The sequence below is a fragment of the Pseudomonas sp. Nvir genome, from assembly GCF_963778085.1.
Classification (GTDB): domain Bacteria; phylum Pseudomonadota; class Gammaproteobacteria; order Pseudomonadales; family Pseudomonadaceae; genus Aquipseudomonas; species Aquipseudomonas juntendi.
The window spans coordinates 2,174,532-2,193,112 of record NZ_OY970405.1; the positions used below are offsets into that span (position 1 = coordinate 2,174,532).

Annotated in this window: 27 protein-coding genes and 1 tRNA gene; all 28 read left to right on the top strand. The window is 61.4% G+C overall.

What is annotated here, in order from left to right:
• The first annotated feature begins 14 nt into the window (after nucleotides 1-14).
• A tRNA-OTHER gene (locus AACG97_RS10395) sits at nucleotides 15-84 on the top strand.
• 81 nt (nucleotides 85-165) lie between these two features.
• Nucleotides 166-489, top strand: a complete 324-nt coding sequence (locus AACG97_RS10400) for a hypothetical protein (protein ID WP_054882101.1) — start codon at nucleotides 166-168, stop codon at nucleotides 487-489.
• Nucleotide 490: 1 nt separating this feature from the next.
• The gene (locus AACG97_RS10405) at nucleotides 491-754 is read left to right on the top strand and encodes a hypothetical protein (RefSeq protein ID WP_232555090.1); all 264 of its coding nucleotides are present in this window, start codon (nucleotides 491-493) and stop codon (nucleotides 752-754) included.
• 76 nt (nucleotides 755-830) lie between these two features.
• On the top strand, nucleotides 831-1,121 hold the full coding sequence (locus tag AACG97_RS10410) for a hypothetical protein (protein ID WP_054882245.1): 291 nt from the start codon (nucleotides 831-833) through the stop codon (nucleotides 1,119-1,121).
• Nucleotides 1,122-1,170: 49 nt separating this feature from the next.
• Nucleotides 1,171-1,335, top strand: a complete 165-nt coding sequence (locus tag AACG97_RS10415; RefSeq protein WP_166524978.1) for a hypothetical protein — start codon at nucleotides 1,171-1,173, stop codon at nucleotides 1,333-1,335.
• Nucleotides 1,332-1,784 carry a proteasome subunit beta gene (locus tag AACG97_RS10420; RefSeq protein WP_016487771.1) on the top strand — a complete coding sequence of 151 codons (453 nt, stop codon included), beginning with the start codon at nucleotides 1,332-1,334 and terminating at the stop codon, nucleotides 1,782-1,784. The genes AACG97_RS10415 and AACG97_RS10420 overlap by 4 nt, the downstream gene beginning before the upstream one ends.
• Nucleotides 1,759-2,382: a putative metallopeptidase gene (locus tag AACG97_RS10425; protein WP_070085604.1), complete on the top strand. Its 624-nt coding sequence runs from the start codon at nucleotides 1,759-1,761 to the stop codon at nucleotides 2,380-2,382. The genes AACG97_RS10420 and AACG97_RS10425 overlap by 26 nt, the downstream gene beginning before the upstream one ends.
• Nucleotides 2,383-2,413: 31 nt before the next feature.
• On the top strand, nucleotides 2,414-2,890 hold the full coding sequence (locus AACG97_RS10430) for a DUF2280 domain-containing protein (protein ID WP_054882200.1): 477 nt from the start codon (nucleotides 2,414-2,416) through the stop codon (nucleotides 2,888-2,890).
• Nucleotides 2,865-4,184, top strand: a complete 1,320-nt coding sequence (locus tag AACG97_RS10435; RefSeq protein WP_054882199.1) for a phage terminase large subunit family protein — start codon at nucleotides 2,865-2,867, stop codon at nucleotides 4,182-4,184. Before AACG97_RS10430 ends, AACG97_RS10435 begins: the two co-directional genes overlap by 26 nt.
• Before the next feature lie 2 nt (nucleotides 4,185-4,186).
• Complete coding sequence (locus tag AACG97_RS10440) at nucleotides 4,187-5,593, top strand: DUF4055 domain-containing protein (protein ID WP_054882198.1); 1,407 nt, start codon at nucleotides 4,187-4,189, stop codon at nucleotides 5,591-5,593.
• The gene (locus AACG97_RS10445; protein ID WP_054882197.1) at nucleotides 5,593-6,669 is read left to right on the top strand and encodes a hypothetical protein; all 1,077 of its coding nucleotides are present in this window, start codon (nucleotides 5,593-5,595) and stop codon (nucleotides 6,667-6,669) included. Before AACG97_RS10440 ends, AACG97_RS10445 begins: the two co-directional genes overlap by 1 nt.
• Nucleotides 6,670-6,700: 31 nt before the next feature.
• Nucleotides 6,701-7,567 (top strand): DUF6651 domain-containing protein, encoded by an 867-nt coding sequence (locus tag AACG97_RS10450; protein ID WP_329608844.1) that lies wholly within the window; start codon nucleotides 6,701-6,703, stop codon nucleotides 7,565-7,567.
• 9 nt (nucleotides 7,568-7,576) lie between these two features.
• Nucleotides 7,577-8,545 (top strand): major capsid protein, encoded by a 969-nt coding sequence (locus tag AACG97_RS10455; protein ID WP_070085606.1) that lies wholly within the window; start codon nucleotides 7,577-7,579, stop codon nucleotides 8,543-8,545.
• A 42-nt stretch (nucleotides 8,546-8,587) separates the two neighbouring features.
• Complete coding sequence (locus tag AACG97_RS10460; protein WP_054882230.1) at nucleotides 8,588-8,884, top strand: hypothetical protein; 297 nt, start codon at nucleotides 8,588-8,590, stop codon at nucleotides 8,882-8,884.
• On the top strand, nucleotides 8,884-9,255 hold the full coding sequence (locus AACG97_RS10465) for a hypothetical protein (protein ID WP_054882229.1): 372 nt from the start codon (nucleotides 8,884-8,886) through the stop codon (nucleotides 9,253-9,255). Before AACG97_RS10460 ends, AACG97_RS10465 begins: the two co-directional genes overlap by 1 nt.
• A 1-nt stretch (nucleotide 9,256) precedes the next feature.
• On the top strand, nucleotides 9,257-9,640 hold the full coding sequence (locus AACG97_RS10470) for a hypothetical protein (protein ID WP_054882228.1): 384 nt from the start codon (nucleotides 9,257-9,259) through the stop codon (nucleotides 9,638-9,640).
• Nucleotides 9,641-9,642: 2 nt separating this feature from the next.
• The gene (locus AACG97_RS10475) at nucleotides 9,643-10,032 is read left to right on the top strand and encodes an HK97 gp10 family phage protein (protein ID WP_232555089.1); all 390 of its coding nucleotides are present in this window, start codon (nucleotides 9,643-9,645) and stop codon (nucleotides 10,030-10,032) included.
• Entirely contained in the window at nucleotides 10,029-10,436 is a 408-nt protein-coding gene (locus tag AACG97_RS10480; RefSeq protein ID WP_232555088.1) for a phage tail terminator-like protein, read from the top strand. The genes AACG97_RS10475 and AACG97_RS10480 overlap by 4 nt, the downstream gene beginning before the upstream one ends.
• A 126-nt stretch (nucleotides 10,437-10,562) precedes the next feature.
• Entirely contained in the window at nucleotides 10,563-11,066 is a 504-nt protein-coding gene (locus AACG97_RS10485; RefSeq protein ID WP_232555087.1) for a KilA-N domain-containing protein, read from the top strand.
• Between the two features lie 66 nt (nucleotides 11,067-11,132).
• Entirely contained in the window at nucleotides 11,133-12,302 is a 1,170-nt protein-coding gene (locus tag AACG97_RS10490) for a phage tail tube protein (RefSeq protein WP_232555086.1), read from the top strand.
• A gap of 57 nt (nucleotides 12,303-12,359) precedes the next feature.
• On the top strand, nucleotides 12,360-12,800 hold the full coding sequence (locus tag AACG97_RS10495) for a hypothetical protein (protein ID WP_102667632.1): 441 nt from the start codon (nucleotides 12,360-12,362) through the stop codon (nucleotides 12,798-12,800).
• A gap of 83 nt (nucleotides 12,801-12,883) precedes the next feature.
• Nucleotides 12,884-13,165 (top strand): hypothetical protein, encoded by a 282-nt coding sequence (locus tag AACG97_RS10500; protein ID WP_232555115.1) that lies wholly within the window; start codon nucleotides 12,884-12,886, stop codon nucleotides 13,163-13,165.
• 47 nt (nucleotides 13,166-13,212) lie between these two features.
• Nucleotides 13,213-13,524, top strand: coding sequence for a hypothetical protein (locus AACG97_RS10505; protein ID WP_102667633.1), 312 nt, complete (start codon nucleotides 13,213-13,215; stop codon nucleotides 13,522-13,524).
• Nucleotides 13,525-13,566: 42 nt separating this feature from the next.
• Nucleotides 13,567-16,596 carry a phage tail length tape measure family protein gene (locus tag AACG97_RS10510; protein WP_232555085.1) on the top strand — a complete coding sequence of 1,010 codons (3,030 nt, stop codon included), beginning with the start codon at nucleotides 13,567-13,569 and terminating at the stop codon, nucleotides 16,594-16,596.
• A gap of 9 nt (nucleotides 16,597-16,605) precedes the next feature.
• Nucleotides 16,606-16,917, top strand: coding sequence for a hypothetical protein (locus AACG97_RS10515; RefSeq protein WP_061203076.1), 312 nt, complete (start codon nucleotides 16,606-16,608; stop codon nucleotides 16,915-16,917).
• A gap of 39 nt (nucleotides 16,918-16,956) precedes the next feature.
• Nucleotides 16,957-17,541 carry a hypothetical protein gene (locus AACG97_RS10520; RefSeq protein WP_232555084.1) on the top strand — a complete coding sequence of 195 codons (585 nt, stop codon included), beginning with the start codon at nucleotides 16,957-16,959 and terminating at the stop codon, nucleotides 17,539-17,541.
• Entirely contained in the window at nucleotides 17,541-18,137 is a 597-nt protein-coding gene (locus AACG97_RS10525; RefSeq protein WP_232555083.1) for a hypothetical protein, read from the top strand. Before AACG97_RS10520 ends, AACG97_RS10525 begins: the two co-directional genes overlap by 1 nt.
• Nucleotides 18,138-18,142: 5 nt before the next feature.
• Nucleotides 18,143-18,541 carry a DUF6950 family protein gene (locus AACG97_RS10530; protein ID WP_041506408.1) on the top strand — a complete coding sequence of 133 codons (399 nt, stop codon included), beginning with the start codon at nucleotides 18,143-18,145 and terminating at the stop codon, nucleotides 18,539-18,541.
• The last annotated feature ends 40 nt before the right edge of the window (nucleotides 18,542-18,581 follow it).

The window sequence follows — 18,581 nt, forward strand, 5'->3', positions numbered from 1 at the left end:
AAGACCCACGCAAAGCGGGTAGCGCAGGTCGCTAGACAGCCCTCCAAGCTGGCGATCGGGGTTCGATTCCCCGTATCCGCTCCAATTTCGTTATGTGCTGCTCCGCACGTTTGCCCTGGCCCTCTATAGGGCATCAACCGGGCCTTTTATTCCAAGGACACCCCTATGGCCGAACCAACAAGCGCCGCCGCGAGCGTAGTGCTGGGCAAGTACGGGGTGGTGATGGCTGCATTCATCGGCTCGATCCTCTCACTGGGATTCCTGAAGGACCTAACCCGGTTCCAGGCCGCCACTGCGGTCGCCACCGGATTCGGCTTCTCGGTCTACCTGACCCAGCCCGTTACCGCCTGGCTTGCCCCAAAGCTTGAGCTTGCGGTCACCGATGACCTGCTGTGCGGGGTAGCGTTCGTGCTTGGCCTCACCGCCATGAACATCATCCCCGCGATCAAGGCTGCCATGGGGTCGTTCGTCACGGCGCGAGGTGCCTGATATGAACAACATCCTGGTTTCAGCGCTGACCGCCCTGGACGTGTTCCTGTGCGTTCTGGTGGTGGCTGCAGCGTGTGACTACCTGCGCAAGGTTCGCCCGGCTGACCAGCCGCTGCTGAGCATCGCCTTCTACCTGGTGGCCATTGGCGGATTCGGTGCATTCGTCACCGCTCTGCAGGGTCACTGGGTTAACCCGTTCGGCGTGATGCTTCACGCTGGGGTGGTGGCCTATGCCTGGGCCCGTCGCGGCCACGTCTTCACATAAGCCGCGCCACAAATTCGGCATGCGCCGTTTCGTGGCGCGCCATCAACTCAGCCTGTGCGCAGGCCGGAGAATCCCCATGAAGACCGAATACCAAGTTCGCCCGGTTACCCGCTACATCGTTACCCGCTATGCCCTTGACGGCGCAAGCGAGGGCGGCGCCCAAGGTGCCTCATCCGTAGCGGTGGGGGAGTTCGATAACGGCCAACAGGCAGATCTGGTGGCTGATGCTCTGGTCGCCAAGGATCAGGCCGATGGAATCGAGTCCAGCCGTTCGCGCCATGGGCTGAGCCTGGGCGAGGTTATCTCTGGTCAGCGCCTCAGCACCCCCATGGTCGATGGCTATGGGATGAGTCGTAAGGGCGTCTAGCCAATCTCAAAGGTCGTTATGCGCCGTTCAGAGGCGCCAGGGCAGTGATATGGCATCGGTATCCGCACGCATCGTTTTCCGCCATCGCTGGTGGCTCAAATGCTACCTGGCCGGCGTCCTCGCCGTTGCACAGATTACCGGTCGCGAACCATGCCCGGAGCGTATCAGCTACTGGGTAGGGCGCGGCATCAAGATCGAGGTTCATCCTGAATGACCACCATCGCCTACAAGGATGGCGTGATTGCCTACGACTCCCGCCAGACCCGCAGTGGCTCCATCGTTTCCGATGATTGCCAAAAGCTCACCGTCGTGGATGGCGTCAGCTTCTTCCTATCCGGTGCCGTGTGTGACGAGAAGGCCCTGATTGCGGCCTACTTCGGCACGCCATCGCCGGTGCCTGTCGAGTGCTCGGGCTACGTGGTGGATGGCGGCAGGCTGCAGATGGTAGGCCATGACGACAAGACCGGCGTATGGCGGCAGGACCTCGACCCGGCCAACCCTGACGCGATCGGCAGCGGCTCGGCCTATGCCCTGGCAGCAATGGACATGGGCGCAAGTGCCGAAGAGGCTGTGCGCGCCGCGATGAAGCGGGATATTTACACCGGCGGCAAGGTTCGGACTATGAGGATTGACCAGCATGGAAAGGCCAGTTCCTCCGGCTGATCTCCTTGAGCTGACCGAGCTATCGATGCTCGGAACCAGGCTTCAGCCAGCGCCCGAGGTGGGCGAATGGGTACAGGCAGCGATCCTCAGCGAGAGTGGCGAGCTGCACAACCCTGACCACGCGCACCTGATCGACGCGCCGCTACGCTTCCTGTGGGCGTCTGCCTGCTTCGAGAAGCAAGGTCGAACCGTGGTAGGCCAGGCCGAGGCTGTGATGTTTCGAACTGGCGGGTGGCAGAAGGCCAGGCAAGAGCAGCAGATGATCGACTGGTTCGGCGAGGTGCCGGGCTTCGTCATCACCCTCGCTGCGGATTACTGCTCCCAGTGCTCCGACACCGAGTTCTGCGCCCTCATCGAACATGAGCTGTACCACATTGCCCAGAAGCTCGATCAGTACGGCGCGCCGAAGTTCACCCAGGACGGGCTGCCTAGCCTGACGCTTCGTGGTCATGATGTGGAAGAGTTCGTCGGGGTGGTGAGGCGCTACGGTGCCGGACACGACGTACAGCAGCTGATCGACGCTGCAAGCCGGCCGCCTGAGGTGGCCAAGATCAACATTTCGAGGGCCTGCGGAACCTGTCTGCTCAAGTCGGCGTGATTCTGGACAGGCTCTGGACGGATGACAGCCTATGGCAGCCCTCAGCAACGACGTGAAGGCCTTTATCGTTCAGGCCTTGGCGTGCTTCGACACGCCTTCACAGGTGGTAGAGGCCGTCCAGAAAGAATTCAGCGTCACCGTGACCCGCCAGCAGGTGGAAACACACGATCCCACGAAGTACTCGGGAAAGGGCCTGGCCAAGCGCTGGGTGGCTCTGTTTGAAGACACCCGCAAGCGATTCAGGGAAGAGACGGCAGAGATACCGATCGCCAACCGGGCCTATCGCCTCCGTGCGCTGGGCAGGATGGCCGAGAAGGCGGAGAGCATGCGCAACCTTGCCCTGACTGCCCAGTTGCTGGAGCAGGCAGCCAAGGAATGCGGCGACATGTACGTCAACCGCAAGATCGAACCCGACAAGCCCCTGGGCTCCCAGGCGGACCAGCAGCACGCCGTTGCTGAGTACAAGCTGGAGCCAGACGAGAATGTCCCCGCTACCCCGTACCTATGAGGCGCCGGTCAAGCTGACGCCGAAGCAGGCGAACATCTATGTGTGGGGCTTCCAGCGTAACGCGCGATTCCGTGATGCCGTGTGCGGTCGCCGGTTCGGAAAGACCTTCCTCGGCAAGGCAGAGATGCGCCGAGCTGCCCGGCTGGCTGCAGAGTGGGGCGTTAGCGTCGAGGACGAGATCTGGTACGCGGCCCCAACGCAGAAGCAGGCTCGCCGAGTGTTCTGGCGCCGGCTGAAGCAGGCCATCCCGCGAGAGTGGCGGGACTGTAAGCCGAACGAGTCGGACATGCTGATCACGCTCAAAAGCGGGCACCTGATCCGATGCGTTGGCCTGGAGAACTACGACGACCTGCGCGGCTCCGGCCTGTTCTTCGTCCTGGTGGACGAATGGGCAGACTGTAAGTGGGCTGCCTGGGAAGAAGTCCTGCGACCGATGCTGTCCACCTGCGAGTACTTTGTGCCTGGTGTCGGTAAGTGCAAGGGCGGACATGCGCTGCGCATCGGCACCCCCAAGGGCTTCAACCACTGCTTCGACACATACCGCGACGGGCAGGCTGACGGCGAGCCTGACCACAAGAGCTGGCTCTACACATCGCTGCAGGGCGGAAACGTACCGGCTGAAGAGCTGGACGCGGCACGCCGCAAGATGGACCCGCGCACGTTCCGGCAAGAGTACGAAGCCAGCTTCGAGAACTATGCCGGCGTCGTCTACTACACGTTCAGTCGCAGCGAGAGCCGCACAAGCGAGCGCATCAAGCCAGGTGAGGCCCTGCACATCGGCATGGACTTCAACGTCATGAAAATGGCAGCGGTGGTCTACGTCGTTCGCGATGGACTGCCCCTGGCGCTGGATGAGTTCCATTCGGTGCGCGACACGCCGGAGATGATCGAGAAGATCAAGGCCAGGTTCCCCGGCCACGGCGTTGCGGTTTATCCCGACGCCAGCGGCCAGAACACAAGCAGCAAGAACGCCAGCGAGTCCGACCTGTCCCTGCTGCGCAAGGCTGGATTCACGGTGATCGTGGATACCCAGAACCCGAGTGTCAAAGACCGGGTGAACTCGGTCAACGCCATGCTGCTGAACACCTACGGCGAGCGCCGGCTGAAGGTCAACATGGACCAGTGCCCGCAGCTGACCCTGTGCCTCGAGCGGCAGACCTATGACAAGCATGGCGAACCCGACAAGGACCCGAAGAAGGGGCACGACCACATGAACGACGCCGCCGGCTACTTCATCGCCAAGCGCTACCCGATCAACGTGGCGACGACCACAAGCCAATCCCTGAGAATGTGACCATGAGCGATAACCCGAGCATCACGCTGCCCGCTGTCGACGCGATGCGCGCCTACTGGGCCGTGATCTCGCCGCTCATGGGTGGAACGATGGCGATGCGCGCGGCGGGCAAGACCCTGCTGCCGCAGTACCCAGCCGAAGACGACGAGGCCTACAAAGAGCGCCTGCGCCTCTCGACCCTGCTGCCGGCGTATTCCGAGACCGTGGGCAACATGACCTCCCGAGTGTTCGCCGAGCCGCTGCAGGTTGGTGACGATGTGCCAGAGGCCATTGTCCAGATGACCACGGACATCGATCACGCCGGCAACGACCTGAATTCCTGGGCTGTTGGCTTCTTCACCGAGGGGCTGAGCCACGGCCTGTGCCATGCTTTCGTCGATCATCCCCCGGCGGGCGAGCTGAAGACCCAGGCCGATGAGCAGGCCGCCGGTGTGCGCCCATACGTTGTGATGGTGAGGCCTGAGCAGGTTCTGGGCTGGCGCTCCAAGGGCGGCGTGCTGACCATGATCCGCTACATCGAGGTTGTCGAGGAGGAAGATGGCGAGTTCGGCGCCAAGTGCGTCGAGCAGATTCGCGTGCTGGAGCCTGGCGCCTGGCGAACCTATCGCAGGTCGGCCAAGGCCGTGCGCGGTAAGCAGGCCGCATATGGCGGTACCTGGGAGCAGCACGATGAGGGCACCAATAGCCTGGACGCGATCCCATGGGTCACCTTTTACACCGGCCGCACCGGCTTCATGACGGCCAAGCCGCCGCTGATTGAGTTGGCGCACCTGAACGTGAAGCACTGGCAGAGCCAGAGCGACCAGGACAACATCCTTCACGTGATCCGCGTCCCGATCCTGGTTCGCATCGGCATCCAGACCCAGTACGACAACCAGGGGAAGGTGATCCCGCCAGAATTCAAAGTGGGCACAGGCCAGCTGACCGATCTGCCCAAGGATGGCGACCTCAAGTACGTCGAGCACACCGGCCAGGCCGTTGAGTCGGGCCGCACCGCGCTGCAGGACCTGATCAACGAGATGCGCATGGCCGGGGCCAAGCTGCTGACTCCGGACAAATCGTCCACCAAGACCGCCACCCAGGCGGAAGAGGAGGCGGCACAAGAGCTGTCCCCGCTGGCGCGCATGGCGCACCACTTCGGCGATTGCCTGGCCCAGTTGCTCCAGTTCATGGCCGATTATCGCGGCCTGGGCGATGGCGGAACCGTCGAGATGCGCGGCAATTTCGATGTTGACTACATGCCAGAGGTGTCGCTGCCGACGCTTGTATCCATGGCCAATGCCGGGATGATCAGCAAGGAGACGCTATTCACCGAGATGCAGCGCCGCGGCGTGATCAGCGACGAATACGACTGGGAAGAGGAACTGGCGAAGATTGAGGCCCAGGGCCCGGCACTCGGTACGCTGTGATGAAGACGGCCAACGAGAAGCTGCTAGATGAGCTGATCGGCCATGAGGTTGACCTGTCCAGGCTGAGCAACAGCCAGGTCGTGGCGATCATCAGGATCCTGAACAGTTCTGACCCTGAGCTGCGGGCAGCGCTCATTGCTGCCATCGACAGCCTGGATGCCGGCGCGTCCGTTGCAGCGATCGATGCCGCTCTGGCGCCCGTGCTGCGGATCAATCAATCGACGCTCTTTAGCCTGCAGCAGGCGCTCACAGGCGTCATCGACGGCGTGGCCAGTTACGAGATTGCCTTTCAGGCCGCTGCGCTTACAGCGGCTGTTCCTGAGCTTGTGGAGGCGCGATTCCCGGTTGCCGTGGCACAGTTCAGTCAGGTACGCGCCATTGCGCTGGCAAGGCCCTTCCAGGGGCGGCTGCTCAGCGAGTGGATGGCCGGCATTGAGGCTGACCGTGCTGCCTCGATCCGCGATGCCGTGCGGTCTGGCGTGCTTGAAGGACGCACGACGCCGGAGATCGTCAGGCAGATCATGGGTACCAAGGCTGAGAAGTACGCTGATGGCATCCTGCAGAAGTCTCGCCGGGAGGTGGAGGCGGTTGTCCGGTCGGCAGTGTCCAGCACAGCAGAGACGGCCAGCGACAAGGCATTCGAGGCCAACAGCGACATCATCAGCCATGTTGAGTGGCTGAGCACGCTGGATAACCGGACATCGACGACCTGCCGAATCCGTGACCGCCTGCCGTACACGCTGGGCACGTACCGACCGATCGGGCACAAGGTGCCGTGGCTGGCCGGCCCGGGCCGAATCCACTTCTGCTGCCGCTCGACCAAGCTGCCGATCCTCAAGAGCGCTTTGGCGCTGGGGATCAGCGACGCGGCGACCCGGGCGAGTATGGACGGCCAGGTGCCGCAGCAGACCACCTATGCGCAATGGCTTGCCCGCCAACCTGCCGCACGCCAGGACGAGATCCTTGGGCCGGAGCGGGGGAAGCTGTTGCGCCAGGACAAGCTGAAGCTGCAGGACTTCTACAACGACAAGGGCAAGTTCCTGACGCTCGACGAGTTGCGGGAGCGCCTTCTGTAGCGCGCGCCACAAAACACCAGAGCGCCATTTCGTGGCGCGCAATTCCAGAGCCTCGCCCAGTGCGGGGCTTTTTCATGCCTGCGGTTCGGATGGACGGGGCGACCTGGGGCCGGATGGCTCACCAACAGGCCGGATGGCCCAGAGAGACGAGATGAAACTCAAAACCGTTGAAGTGGATGGCAAGCAATATGCAGTGATCGAAGATGGCAAGCCCGTCTACACCGATGACGACGGCAAGGACGTCGCTTTCGATGCGGTCGGAACCCGCAACACCATCACCCGGCTGAACGCCGAGGCGAAGTCGCACCGCGAGCGCGCGGACAGCTTCGAGAAAACTGCGAAGGCGTTCGAAGGCATCGAAGATGCTGCGGCCGCCAAGAAAGCCCTGGAGATCGTCGCCAACCTCGACGCCAAGAAGCTGGTGGATGCCGGCGAGATCGAGAAGGTGAAGGGCGAAATCAGCAAGGCCTTCCAAACCCAGCTGGATGAAGCCAACGGTAAGGCGCAGACCTTCGAGCAGCAGCTGTATGCCGAGAAGATCGGCGGGAGCTTTGCCCGTTCCCAGTTCATCGCCGAGAAGATGGCTGTGCCGGCGGACATGGTCCAAGCCACCTTCGGCAGCAACTTCAAGATCGAGGAAGGCAAGGTCGTCGCTTATGACGCCCAGGGCCAGAAGGTCTTCAGTCGCTCCCGCCCGGGTGAACTGGCCGACTTCAACGAAGCGCTCGAAACCCTCGTCTCGCAGTACCCCCATCGCGACCACATCCTGAAAAGCTCCGGCGCCAATGGCGGCGGCGCGCCGAACGGTGGTGGCCAGCACAAAACCACGAAGGGCAACTTCGGTGGCACCAAGGCTGAACGCCTGGAAGCCATCAAGGGCCTGACCGCAAGCGAATAAGGAGGCCCAATGGCCCTTTCGAACATGAAGGTATTCAACGAATACCTCAAGCGCACCACCATCGAGACCCTTGCCCAGGACGTCGAGAAGTTCAACGCATCCTCGGCTGGCGCCATCCGCCTGACCACCCAAGGCATCGACGGCGACTTCCTGCAGGAATCGTTCTGGGCCGGCCTGCACGGCGCCCAGCGTCGTGTCGACCGCTATGCCGCCAACGGCAACCAGGCGTCCACCCCGCTGGCCCAGAAGCAGTACGACTCGGTGAAGATCGCCGGCGGCTTCGGCCCGATCCTGTGGGAGCCTTCCCAGCTCTCCTGGATCCAGAAGAACCCGGAAGAAGCGCTGGAGGTGATCAGCCGCAACCTGTCTGAAGCCATCATGGCGGACCAACTGAACACCGCCATCTCGGCCCTGGCCGGCGCGATCGGCAACCAGCCGGGAGCCACCAACGATGTGTCGGCCACCGCTGGCGTGACCTACGTGGCGATCAACAACGCCCATGCCCTGTTCGGTGACGCCTCGCAGCGCCTGGTGGCCCAGGTCATGACCGGCGCCATGTACCACAAACTGGTCGGCCAGAACCTCGCCAACGCCGAGCGCCTGTTCCAGTTCTCCGGCGTGCAGGTGGTCGACATCCTCGGCAAGGCCGTGATCATCACCGACGCCCCGGCGCTGTACGAGGCCGGCACCCCGAACAAGCAGAAGGTGCTCAGCCTGGCCGACGGCGCCGCGGTGGTAATGGATGGCTCTGACCTGATCACCAACATCGAGACCTCCAATGGCAAGGAGCGCATCGAGACCACCATGCAGGCCGACTACACCTTCGGTCTGGGCCTCAAGGGCTACACCTGGGACACCGCCAACGGCGGCAAGTCGCCGACCAACGCCGAGCTGTCCACCGGCACCAACTGGGACCTGGTGGCGAACAGCATCAAGGCCTCGGCTGGCGTGCTGACCATCGGCGACGCCACCAAGTAATCGGTACCGCGCCCTTCGGGGCGCATTTCCCAGGAGATCGCCATGAGCGAGAAAGTGATTTACGAGAAGCACCCGGTCAGCCCTGAGCGAAAAGCCGAGCTGCGGCAGAAGGGGTACAAGATCATCGATGCGCGCTTCGCGCCCGATGACTACGAACACCCGGATCCGCTGAAGGAGGCCAAAGGCTCGAAGGCTGGCAAGTCCGCGGCCGACAAGAAGGCTGCCGAAGAAGCCGAGCTGAAGGCAAAGCTGCATGCCTCCCTGAACGAAAAGGGCGTGCAATTCAGCCCTGACGCCAGCCTTGAAGACCTCCAGAAGCTGCTGGGCGAGGCCAAGTAATGACCATCTACATCACCGTCGAGCAGGTAGACGCCCTGCTTGGGCAAACCTGGGCGCCCGCCGACCAGAAGGCCCGGGCGGTGCTGATGGCCAACACCTGGCTCACCAATCTCGGCCTGCCTGAGTTAGATCCGGTACCGGATGACGTGATTCAGGCAGGCGCCGAGATCGCCCGAGAGGCTGCGGCGGGCAACATCTACGGCAGGAAGGAAACCGGTGTGCTGGCCAAGTCGGTCAACGCTGACGGGGCGTCCAGCAGCAAAACCTACGCGGAATCATCGCGCACCATCAGCGCGGGCGAGTCGTTTGCCCTGGCGCTGCTGGCGCATTACCTCAATAGCAGCGGCCAAACCAAGATCGTGAGGGGCTGATATGGGACTTCGCGATGAGCTGCAGGCTGATCTTGCCGAGGCCTTCAATACGGACTTGGCTGATGCGGTGCTGGCCTTCACTGGCGAGTACATGGGGCCTGGTGTCGTTGATCCGGTCACCGAGGAGAGCACCGCCCAGGCGGTGACCTACGCCGGGCGTGGCGTGCTGTCGCGCTACGAAGACAGCCGGATCGACAACGTGAACATCCTGGTTGGCGACTTGCGCCTGACCGCGCTGGCCAACGAAGTCACGGATACCCCCGATGTCGGGCATACGATCACCGCGCCTGACCTGATGGACCGCTCTAAGCAGGTGATCTACCTGGTCAAGTCGGTGCGCTCCGATCCGGCCTCGGCCACCTACCGACTGCAGCTGAGGAAGTAGCCATGGCCAAGAGCAGAGGATGGAGCACGCCGCCAAGTATGTTCACTGGCCTGGTCGAAGAAGCTTTAACGCAGCGTGTGCGTGTCATTGCTCTGGCCATGCTCAACGAGATTGTGCTGCGGTCACCGGTCGATACCGGCCGATTCCGTGGTAACAACATCGTGAGTGTGGGCGCGCCCGTGTACACCAGCAGCGCGAATGTCGATCCGATCGGATCGGAGACCATCCAGCAGGGCGTCAGGGTGATGACTGGCCTTGAGCCGTATACGCAGGTCTTCATCCAGAACAACCTTATCTATGCGGTGCCGCTTGAGGATGGCCACTCCCAGCAAGCGCCCGCCGGCATCTACGCGGTGTCGTTCAACGGAGTTGCCGAGGCCTACAGGACATGACCTTCGAACAGATCCGGGCCATCGTCACTGGCCGCATGACGCAGTGGGCGGGCATTCCTGCTGACGCTGTCGATTATCCGAACAATCCGAAAGGGCCGTTCAACCCGGCCGGCAAGCCCATTTGGGCCAGGCTGGCGGATGTGCCCGGGCTATCCAGCGCCACAGAGACCGGTATCGGCCCATGCGTGCGCCGCACCGGCATCATCATGATTCAGCTGTTCGTGCCCAGCAACAAAGGCACCCTGGCCATTACCAAGGCCGCCGACACCCTGGTGCAGCACTTTGAGTTCTACAGCGACCCGACAGGGCCGTTTGAGTGCTACGCAGCCTCGGCGAGCACCATCGGCGATGACGGCCATGGCTGGTACCAGGTCAACGTGTCGATCCCATACCGGGCCTACTGAGCCCGCCAATTTCTGCCGCAAGGCAACCAAACACGCAGCCTAGGCCCGTACAGCCGAACGGTGGATGTTCGTTCATCCGTCCGCCCCGGCTGCGTTTCTATTCGCCTGATGAACGAGGTGTCACAGATGATCGAGAGCAACGTCATTCCGTTTCACTACCAAGGCCAGGCTGTTCGCTTCAATAGCGATGGCTGGATCAATGCCACTGATGTAGCCAAGCGATTCGGTAAACGCCCGGTCGATTGGCTGAAGCAGGACGAAACCAAGCAGTACATGGGTGTTTTAGCCGAAGCGCTTAATTGTGATCCTGAGTCACTTTTAGAAACTCGCCGCGGGCGCTACCAGAGCGGCACCTGGCTGCATCCGAAGCTGGGGGTGGCCTTTGCTCGATGGCTGGATCTGAAGTTCGCCGTCTGGGCCGACCTACACATTGATGCCCTGCTGCGCGGCGAGTTGAACGAGAAGCAGCAATTTGACCGCGCCTGCCGTGCCCTGGACGACGCGAAGGCCGTTGCAAGCCTGAGCGGTCGTGAGCTGGCCCGCTGGCGCAACAAGAAGCCAGGCCTGGAACACCAGGTCGAATACTGGCGCGACCAGTTGCAAATGACACTCGGGCTCGACGCGGCCTGATCAGAGCCCGACCAATGCACCGCCACATGGCGGTTTTTTTACGCCTACTCATAGGAGAAACACCCCATGTCGAGCGGTGCAAAAGTACAGCTTGCCTCCATCAAAGAGGTGACGCCAGGCGTAACGCCGGCCGGTGACTGGAAGGTGCTAACCCGCATCAGCAATGGCCTGATGCCGACCTTCAACTCGGAAGAGAACAACGAAATCGGCTTCACCCGCATGTCGCAGGGCACCGCCCAGACCACCGTGGATGTGGGCGGCGATATCGAAACCAAGTGGCGCTTTGGCGCACTGGACGATTTCATGGCCTCCTGCTTCGGCAAGGCCTGGGCAGCGAACGTCCTGACCATGGGCGACGACCGCATCACCTTCTCGATCGCATCCTACGCGACCGATATCGGTGTATCGGCCATTGCCCGTGGCGTGCAAGTCGCCAACATGAACTTCGATTTCCCAGGCGACAACGAAGTCACGGTCACCATGACCATGGCGGCGCGCTCCTGGGACGACAAGGGCGACAACACGTCGTTCATCGTCAACGCCCAGCCCGAGTCCAGCCAGCGGCGGTTCAGCTTCAAAGACATCAGCGGCCTGCGTATCAACGGGGTCCAGGTTGGTGAGGGCAACGCCTGCGTCGACAGCTTCAACCTGCAGTTCGACAACAACGTGCAGACCCAGCGTTGCATCGGCAACGGCAACCCGTATCCGGGCAACATCATTGCCACCACCTTCACCCCGTCCGGCGCGATCACCATCAGCTGGTCGAAGATGGCCTACGAGCTGTGGAAGGCCCAGAAGGGCAACGACGCGATCAGCTTGGAATTCACCATCGGCAACGCCGACGGCGGATACAAGTTCCTGATACCTGAGATGGAAGTGACAGCCGATTGGCCTGATGGCGGCTCGACCGACATCATTCAGGTCGAACTGAACTACACCGCCCGCCGTGTCGCCCCGACCATCACCCGGCTGCCGGCGCCGATCGTTGTGGCTGCCGTGGATGTCACCCCGGCCACCCTGAGCCTGGAAGTTGGCGATACCGGCGACCTGGAAGTGGTGGTCACCCCGGCAGGTGCCAGCCAGCAGGTAGCCTGGACCAGTTCGGCCCCGGGCATCGTCACTGTGAGCGAAACCGGCCTGGTGACCGCCCTGGCCGCAGGCACCGCAACCATCACGGCCACCAGCGCTGCAGACGGCACCAAGACCGACACCTGCGCTGTCACCGTCACCGCTTAACCCTTTGCCCGGCGCGCCCTGCGGTGTGCGTCGGGCCTTTTACCGCAGAGGAATACCATGGGCATCACCATTGCAAAGAAGCCTGAGCTGGACCTCAATGGTCAGCGCTGGGTTGAGTTCGCCCCGGGCGCCGAAATTCTGGTCGGCTCCATTGCCAGTCCGATCTACAAGTCACACCAGGCCTTGATCAATCGCCACCTTGCACTGATCAATCAGCAAGCCCGCGTCGGCACCTCCGAATTCAGCCTGTCCGACATCCCTGATGTAGAGCTTGAGACCGATGACGACCTGTTCATCGAGTTGGCTGCCAAGCACCTGATCAAGGACTGGAAGGGCGTAGACGTCGAAGAGCGCCCTGGCGAGCCAGTCCCATACACTCCCGAGCTTTGCATCCAGCTGATCAAGCAGATGAACAGTGTCTACTTCCTAGCCCTGCGCACCGGCACCGACATCGCTCGCCGCGTCGAGGAGAAGGCCGCAGCTACGGTGGAAAAGTAGTCGCGGCATACCTGTGGGGCAGGGAGTGGGCCGGACCTGAGAACGAGAAGAAGCGCTGGAAGCATGAGCGCCTTGGTTTGAAGGTGCAGGAGCCGCCAGAGATCGATGGTGTTACCGCAGAAATCTTGGAGGCCTACGCCTACATCAGTCGGTCCAGGCGGTATGTCGGCATGGTAGGTGCTCCGGCGCCTATCTCCCCATCGGCCATTACCGATTATCTAGACCGGTACCCCACGGCGATATGCCGCGAAGAGCTCGACGCCGCAGTCTTCGCGCTGGATGACCAGTTCCGGAAAAGCTGGGACGAGCAGGAGGAGAAGGCCAGAGCGGAATCTGAAGGGAAGGGCAAGGCGAGGAAGCGGTGACCTGAGCGCCACTGTGTTAGATTCTGGCCATCTTTATGGAGGAAGCCATGAATCGAACGCTATTGATCGCCGCCCTTGTCTGCATGCCTTTGCCTGCTCTCGCTGCGAGCGGAGTCGAAACCTGCAAAAAAATATCGGCTATGGCCGGTAAGGCAATGGAGGCGCGCCAGGATGGCGAGCTTCTGGAGGATGCCATGGCATCTGTAGGTGACCAGAGCAAGTTTTCTGACGCAATGGTGGTTAAGGCCTATGCCTTGCCAGTGGCCACAAGCTCTGCCGGAAAGGAAAAGTACGTTTCCGAGTTCAGAAACGCAGCATACGCAGAGTGTTACCAAAACATCATTGAGCCAATGAAATAACAGAACCCGCTTCGGCGGGTTTTTTAACCCCCGGAGAAAGGTATGGCGCAGGAATCACGCCTTGCGGTAACGATCGACTCGCGGGGCGCAAAGCGCAATGCGGATGACCTGAGCGGGTCCCTTGAGCGCATGGAGCGCGCCGGCGACTCGGCCGCATCATCCGCCGATGGCGTAAGCAGCAGCCTTGAAGATCAGCGCAAAGAGCTTTCGCAACTGCTTGGCCAGATCAACCCTACGGTTGCCGCGCTGGGCCGCCTGGACGACATGCAGGAGAAGCTGGCGAAGTACAAGAAGGCTGGCATCGTCGAGAGCGACACGTTCGTCGAGTACACCCAGCGCATCAACGATATGCGCGAAGGCATCGGCCAGGCCTCGGAAGGTATGAACAAGGCCGGCATGTCGGCAAAAGCCTATCAGGCGGCGTTGCGCGGCGTGCCAGCGCAGTTCACTGACATTGCCGTCAGCCTTCAGGGCGGCCAAGCCCCGCTGACCGTATTCCTGCAGCAGGGCGGCCAGCTCAAAGACATGTTCGGCGGCATCGGGCCTGCCGCCAAGGCCCTGGGCGGCTATGTGCTCGGCTTGGTTAACCCATTCACCGTAGCGGCGGCTGCCGCTGGTGCGCTTGCCCTGGCCTACTACAAAGGCTCTGAGCAGTCCGACGCTCTGCGCAACAGCCTGATCCTGACCGGTAACTTCTCGAAGGCATCCGAAGCGCAACTGATCAGCCTTGCAGAGTCGGCAGACCAGGTGACGGGCACGTTTGGACAAGCGGCAGGCGCACTGGCCCAGCTAACTGCTGCCGGCGAGAACACGACTGGAAACTTCAAGCTGATCACGACGACAGCTGTGGAGATGCAGCGCGTCACGGGCAAGGCGATAGAGGAAACCGTTGCTGAGTTCATCAAGCTTGGCAAAGATCCTGTCGCCGGCATCGTTGAGCTGGATGAGAAATACCGGTTCCTGACCGCTTCTGTGTATGCGCAGATCAAGGCCTTGTCTGACCAGGGCAATGCTGTTGGCGCTGCTGATCTGGCGGAGCGTACCTATGCAGAGGCAATGGGGCAACGAACCTCGAAGATCCGCGAAAACCTCGGAAGCATTGAGCGCGGATGGCTGAACATCAAGGATGCCACCAACGAGGTGCTTGATGCGTTCGCCAGCATTGGTCGGAAAAGCGTTGAGAGCGAGCAGTCGGCTATTAAGCGGCTTCAACAGGAACTGGCCTATCGGAACAGCTTGCTCAATACCGGGTATGAGGACGACACAACCAGGTCCCGCATAGCCGAAATCGAAAAAGAGCTCGCCGCGAAGAAAGAAATCCTCAGCCTCAACCAGAAAACCCTGGAAGAGGAAGAGAAGCGCCGACGTGTTCAGGAAGAGGGACGCAAGGGTCTCGACGCGCTGGACGCCAGCTACAAGAGCGCGCTGACCCAGACTCAACGACTGAACAAAGACCTCTCGGATCTCGACAAAGCCAAGGCGAAAGCTGTTGCGGCCGGAGTGTTCACTGCCGCAGAGGAAGCAAAGTACGCCACTGCCCGCAAGAACATTGAGCAGGAAATCGCGGACATCAAGGCCCGCGAGGCGAAGAAGAACGCGCCGAAGAACGTCAATCAAGGCGTCGCCGAGGCTCAGAACACCTTCGCTCGGCTGTATGGCCAGTACGATCCGGCGGCACAGGCAGCCAGGGCGCTGACCAAGGAACAGGGGCAGCTGGACTTGGCGCTGAGCAAGGGCAAGATCAGCCAGGAAGAGTACGGCAAGGCGCTGGCCCAGGCCTCGCTGAACTATGCCGCTGCCATCAAGGGCGCCCAAGGCCTGACCCAGGCCGAGCAGTACCGGGCGCAGTTGGAGCGACAGCTGGCCAGTCAACGTAGCGAGTACAGCATTGCTGCCGCCGGCGTAGGCATGGGCGACCAGCAAACGCAACGCATGCAGCAGCGCGTACAGCTGGAGCAACAGACCAACGAACGCATTCTGCAACTGCGAACCGAGCTGGCCAATGCCACGACCGAGAAGCAGCGGCAGGAACTGCAGGGCCAGATCGACCTTGAGCAGGAGTATCTGCCCAAGCGGCTGGCAGCGTTGCAAGCCGGCTTCTCTCAGTACGACACGGCTGTTTCTGACTCCATGAATGGATGGAGCGCGGCCTTGACTAACTTCCAGACCAGTGCAGCCAACGTTGCAGGACAAACACAGACCCTGTTCAGTGGGGCTTTTGGCAGCATCCAGACCAGTGTCGGTAGCGCATTTGAGGCTATGGCGCTGGATGGCCAGACGTTTGGCAAGTCCGTATCCAACATCACCCGCAGCCTGTTCGGTAGCGTGATCAATTCGCTCGGCCAAATGGCTGCGCAGTGGGCGGTGAACCAGGCCATGCAAGTTACGTTTGGTCAGACGTCGGCGGCAATGGCGGCTCAGCAAATCGCTCAAGTCGGTGCTGTCACGACAGCTGAGACAACAGGCGCTGCAGCTGTAGCCACTGCGAAAGTGGCTGCTGATGGCGTGGTCACTGCATCCAGCCTTGCGTCCACCGCAACAACCACGGCCGCCCAGACCGCTGCCGCAGGCACGACGCTCGCTGCCTGGTTGCCTGCGGCCCTTGTGGCCTCGGTGGGCTCATTCGGGGCGGCTGCGATTGTCGGGGGCACAGCCCTGATGGCGGCTTTTGCGATGTTCAAAGGGTTTTCCACCGGCGGCTATGTCTCCGGCTCCGGCACTGGCACTTCTGACAGCATTCCTGCACGACTGAGTAACGGTGAGTTCGTCGTGAATGCCAAGGCTACTTCGCGAAATCGAGAGCTGCTGGAGGCGATCAACTCGAATGAGCGGGTCTCATTCGCCAGCGAGAACTTGTCAGTGACCAAGGGCAGTAAGGGTCGCACAGAAGGCCAGCAGTCTGATGGTGGAGGGCGGCCTGTGACTGTTAACCAAGTCTTCAACGTGAACGGCGATGTGAGCCCTCAAACGGTTGCCATGATTGAACAAATGGGGATGAGGGTGGCTAAATCATTCCAACATGACATCAATCGTAACGGTCCAATGATGCAAAGCATCCGCAAGAAACTCTAAGGAGAACCAATGAAAATCGACTGGGACAAGGAAGATCTGGCGGGCAAACTTTCCGATCTATTTGCAGAGTTTTTTATGGGGAAGATTGATGGGGATACCCCAATGCAGGAAGTCAGGAGTCGGGCCGAACTGGCTGGCTCGCTGCTTGGGCGCGCAGTGGCGGTCATTCAGCATGAAGGGCCTATTAGTGCGGATATTGCGGTAACCATCAGGAGTCTCGAGCAACGGTTCAGTAAAGAGATCGCCGACAATGTTGGGAAGATGGGCAGCCCTGGCGGGCAGCTTCGGGAGCTCTGGAATCAGGCCGCCGACATTGAGTAGCGGCGCAGTGAATCTGCTGCAATAACGCAAGGTGGAAAAATGGCGATCGAATGGCCAACCGAGGTATGCCCGGCGCAGATGAACTGGGGCATGGTTTACAACAACCGAGACTTTACCTCCTCGCTGAACAACAGCCAGCAGATCGTGGGTTACCCGGGCTCGTACTGGAGGTGCTCGCTTTCGCTACCCCCGTTGACCCGAGACCGTGACCGAATAGTGACTGCCTTCATGGGGCGCCTGCAGGGCCGCTTCGGTACGTTCAAGCTGCCGGCGTTCACGCGAAAGCGGACTGACAACATCGGCGCGCCGGTTGTGCAGGTCGGGGCTGCCATGGCCTCAACCATCACCCTGAGCGGGCTGCAGGGCAGTCGTCGGGTGTTTAGCCAGGGCGACTACATCACCATCGGCGGGGTGATGCATGAGGTGGTTGAGGACGTGGTTTCGAACGGCGATGGCACGGCCATTTTGCCTCTCAACAGACGGTTGCGCTCAGCTCTGGTGGTTGGCACCGCGGTGGAGTATCGAAACCCTTATTCGATCATGCGCCTCACCGAGGACAGCTACACCCTTTCAGTCAGGCCTATTGTGGCTGAACTTTCCATCGAATGTCGGGAGGCCTTCTAATGGCTGCGGTTTTCCCATTTTCCCAATCAGTGCTGAGCATCATTGCTGCTGGCAACTTCACGCCTGTATTTGCCTGCGAGCTGGATTTTGCCGACGGCATGGTCAGGGCCCACACGGGCACCGGCCAGCTGATCATCAACGGCTACGCCTACGACGGCGTTGGCTCCTTCGGCGAAGTGGGCCAGGCCAGCGAAAGCGCTGATTCGGGCTCCTCTTTGTCCATCGATCTGACGCTGAATGGCCTGGACAGCTACATCCTTTCCCAGACCTCAGTCGCGGGCTGCCGAGGCCGGTCGGCTCGTCTGATGTTTGTCGTCTATGACGAGGCCGGGAATTATGCGGCCGACATCCTGTTCAGCGGCCGTATGGACGCGGCCAAGCTGTCCTACGGCGGCGCGTCGGGCGACAGCACGATCACGGTCACCATCATCGACCGGATGGCCGAATGGAACCGGATTGGCACAGAGCGCTGGACGGACGAGAACCACCGCGCCCGTCATGACGGCGACCGCTTCTTCTATGCCGTCGCGCAGATGGCCGAATGGCCCATCTACTGGGGCGCCAAGAAAGACGCGCCGTCCTTCACCTACGAGTAAACGTCATGCGCTATCGAGACTGGCCCACGAGGCTACACGAGACCATTCAGGCCGCTTTCGAGCGGCCTTTTTTGTGGGGCGAATTTGACTGCTGCCTGTTTGTCGCTGACTGCGCGGCGGCTATCTGCGGTGTTGATCCGGCGAAGGAATACCGCGGGCGATACAAGACGCAGATCGGTGCCAAGCGCGTGATGGCGTCGACGCACGGCTCAGTCGAGGCGGTGCTCGATACCTACTTCGAAAGGGTTGATGTGCAGTTCGCCCAGCGCGGCGACATCGTCAGCTTCGAGGGCGCGTCGGGGAAGTGCGTGGCGGTGCTCTGGAGCGGCCGGTATTGGGCGGCCACTGAGTCTGGTGCTGCAGCCGTTGATTGTGAGCCCTTGGTGGCCTGGAGAGTTGAATAGTGGGCAAATCAATCAAATCAGTCGTCAAGCTCGTCACTGC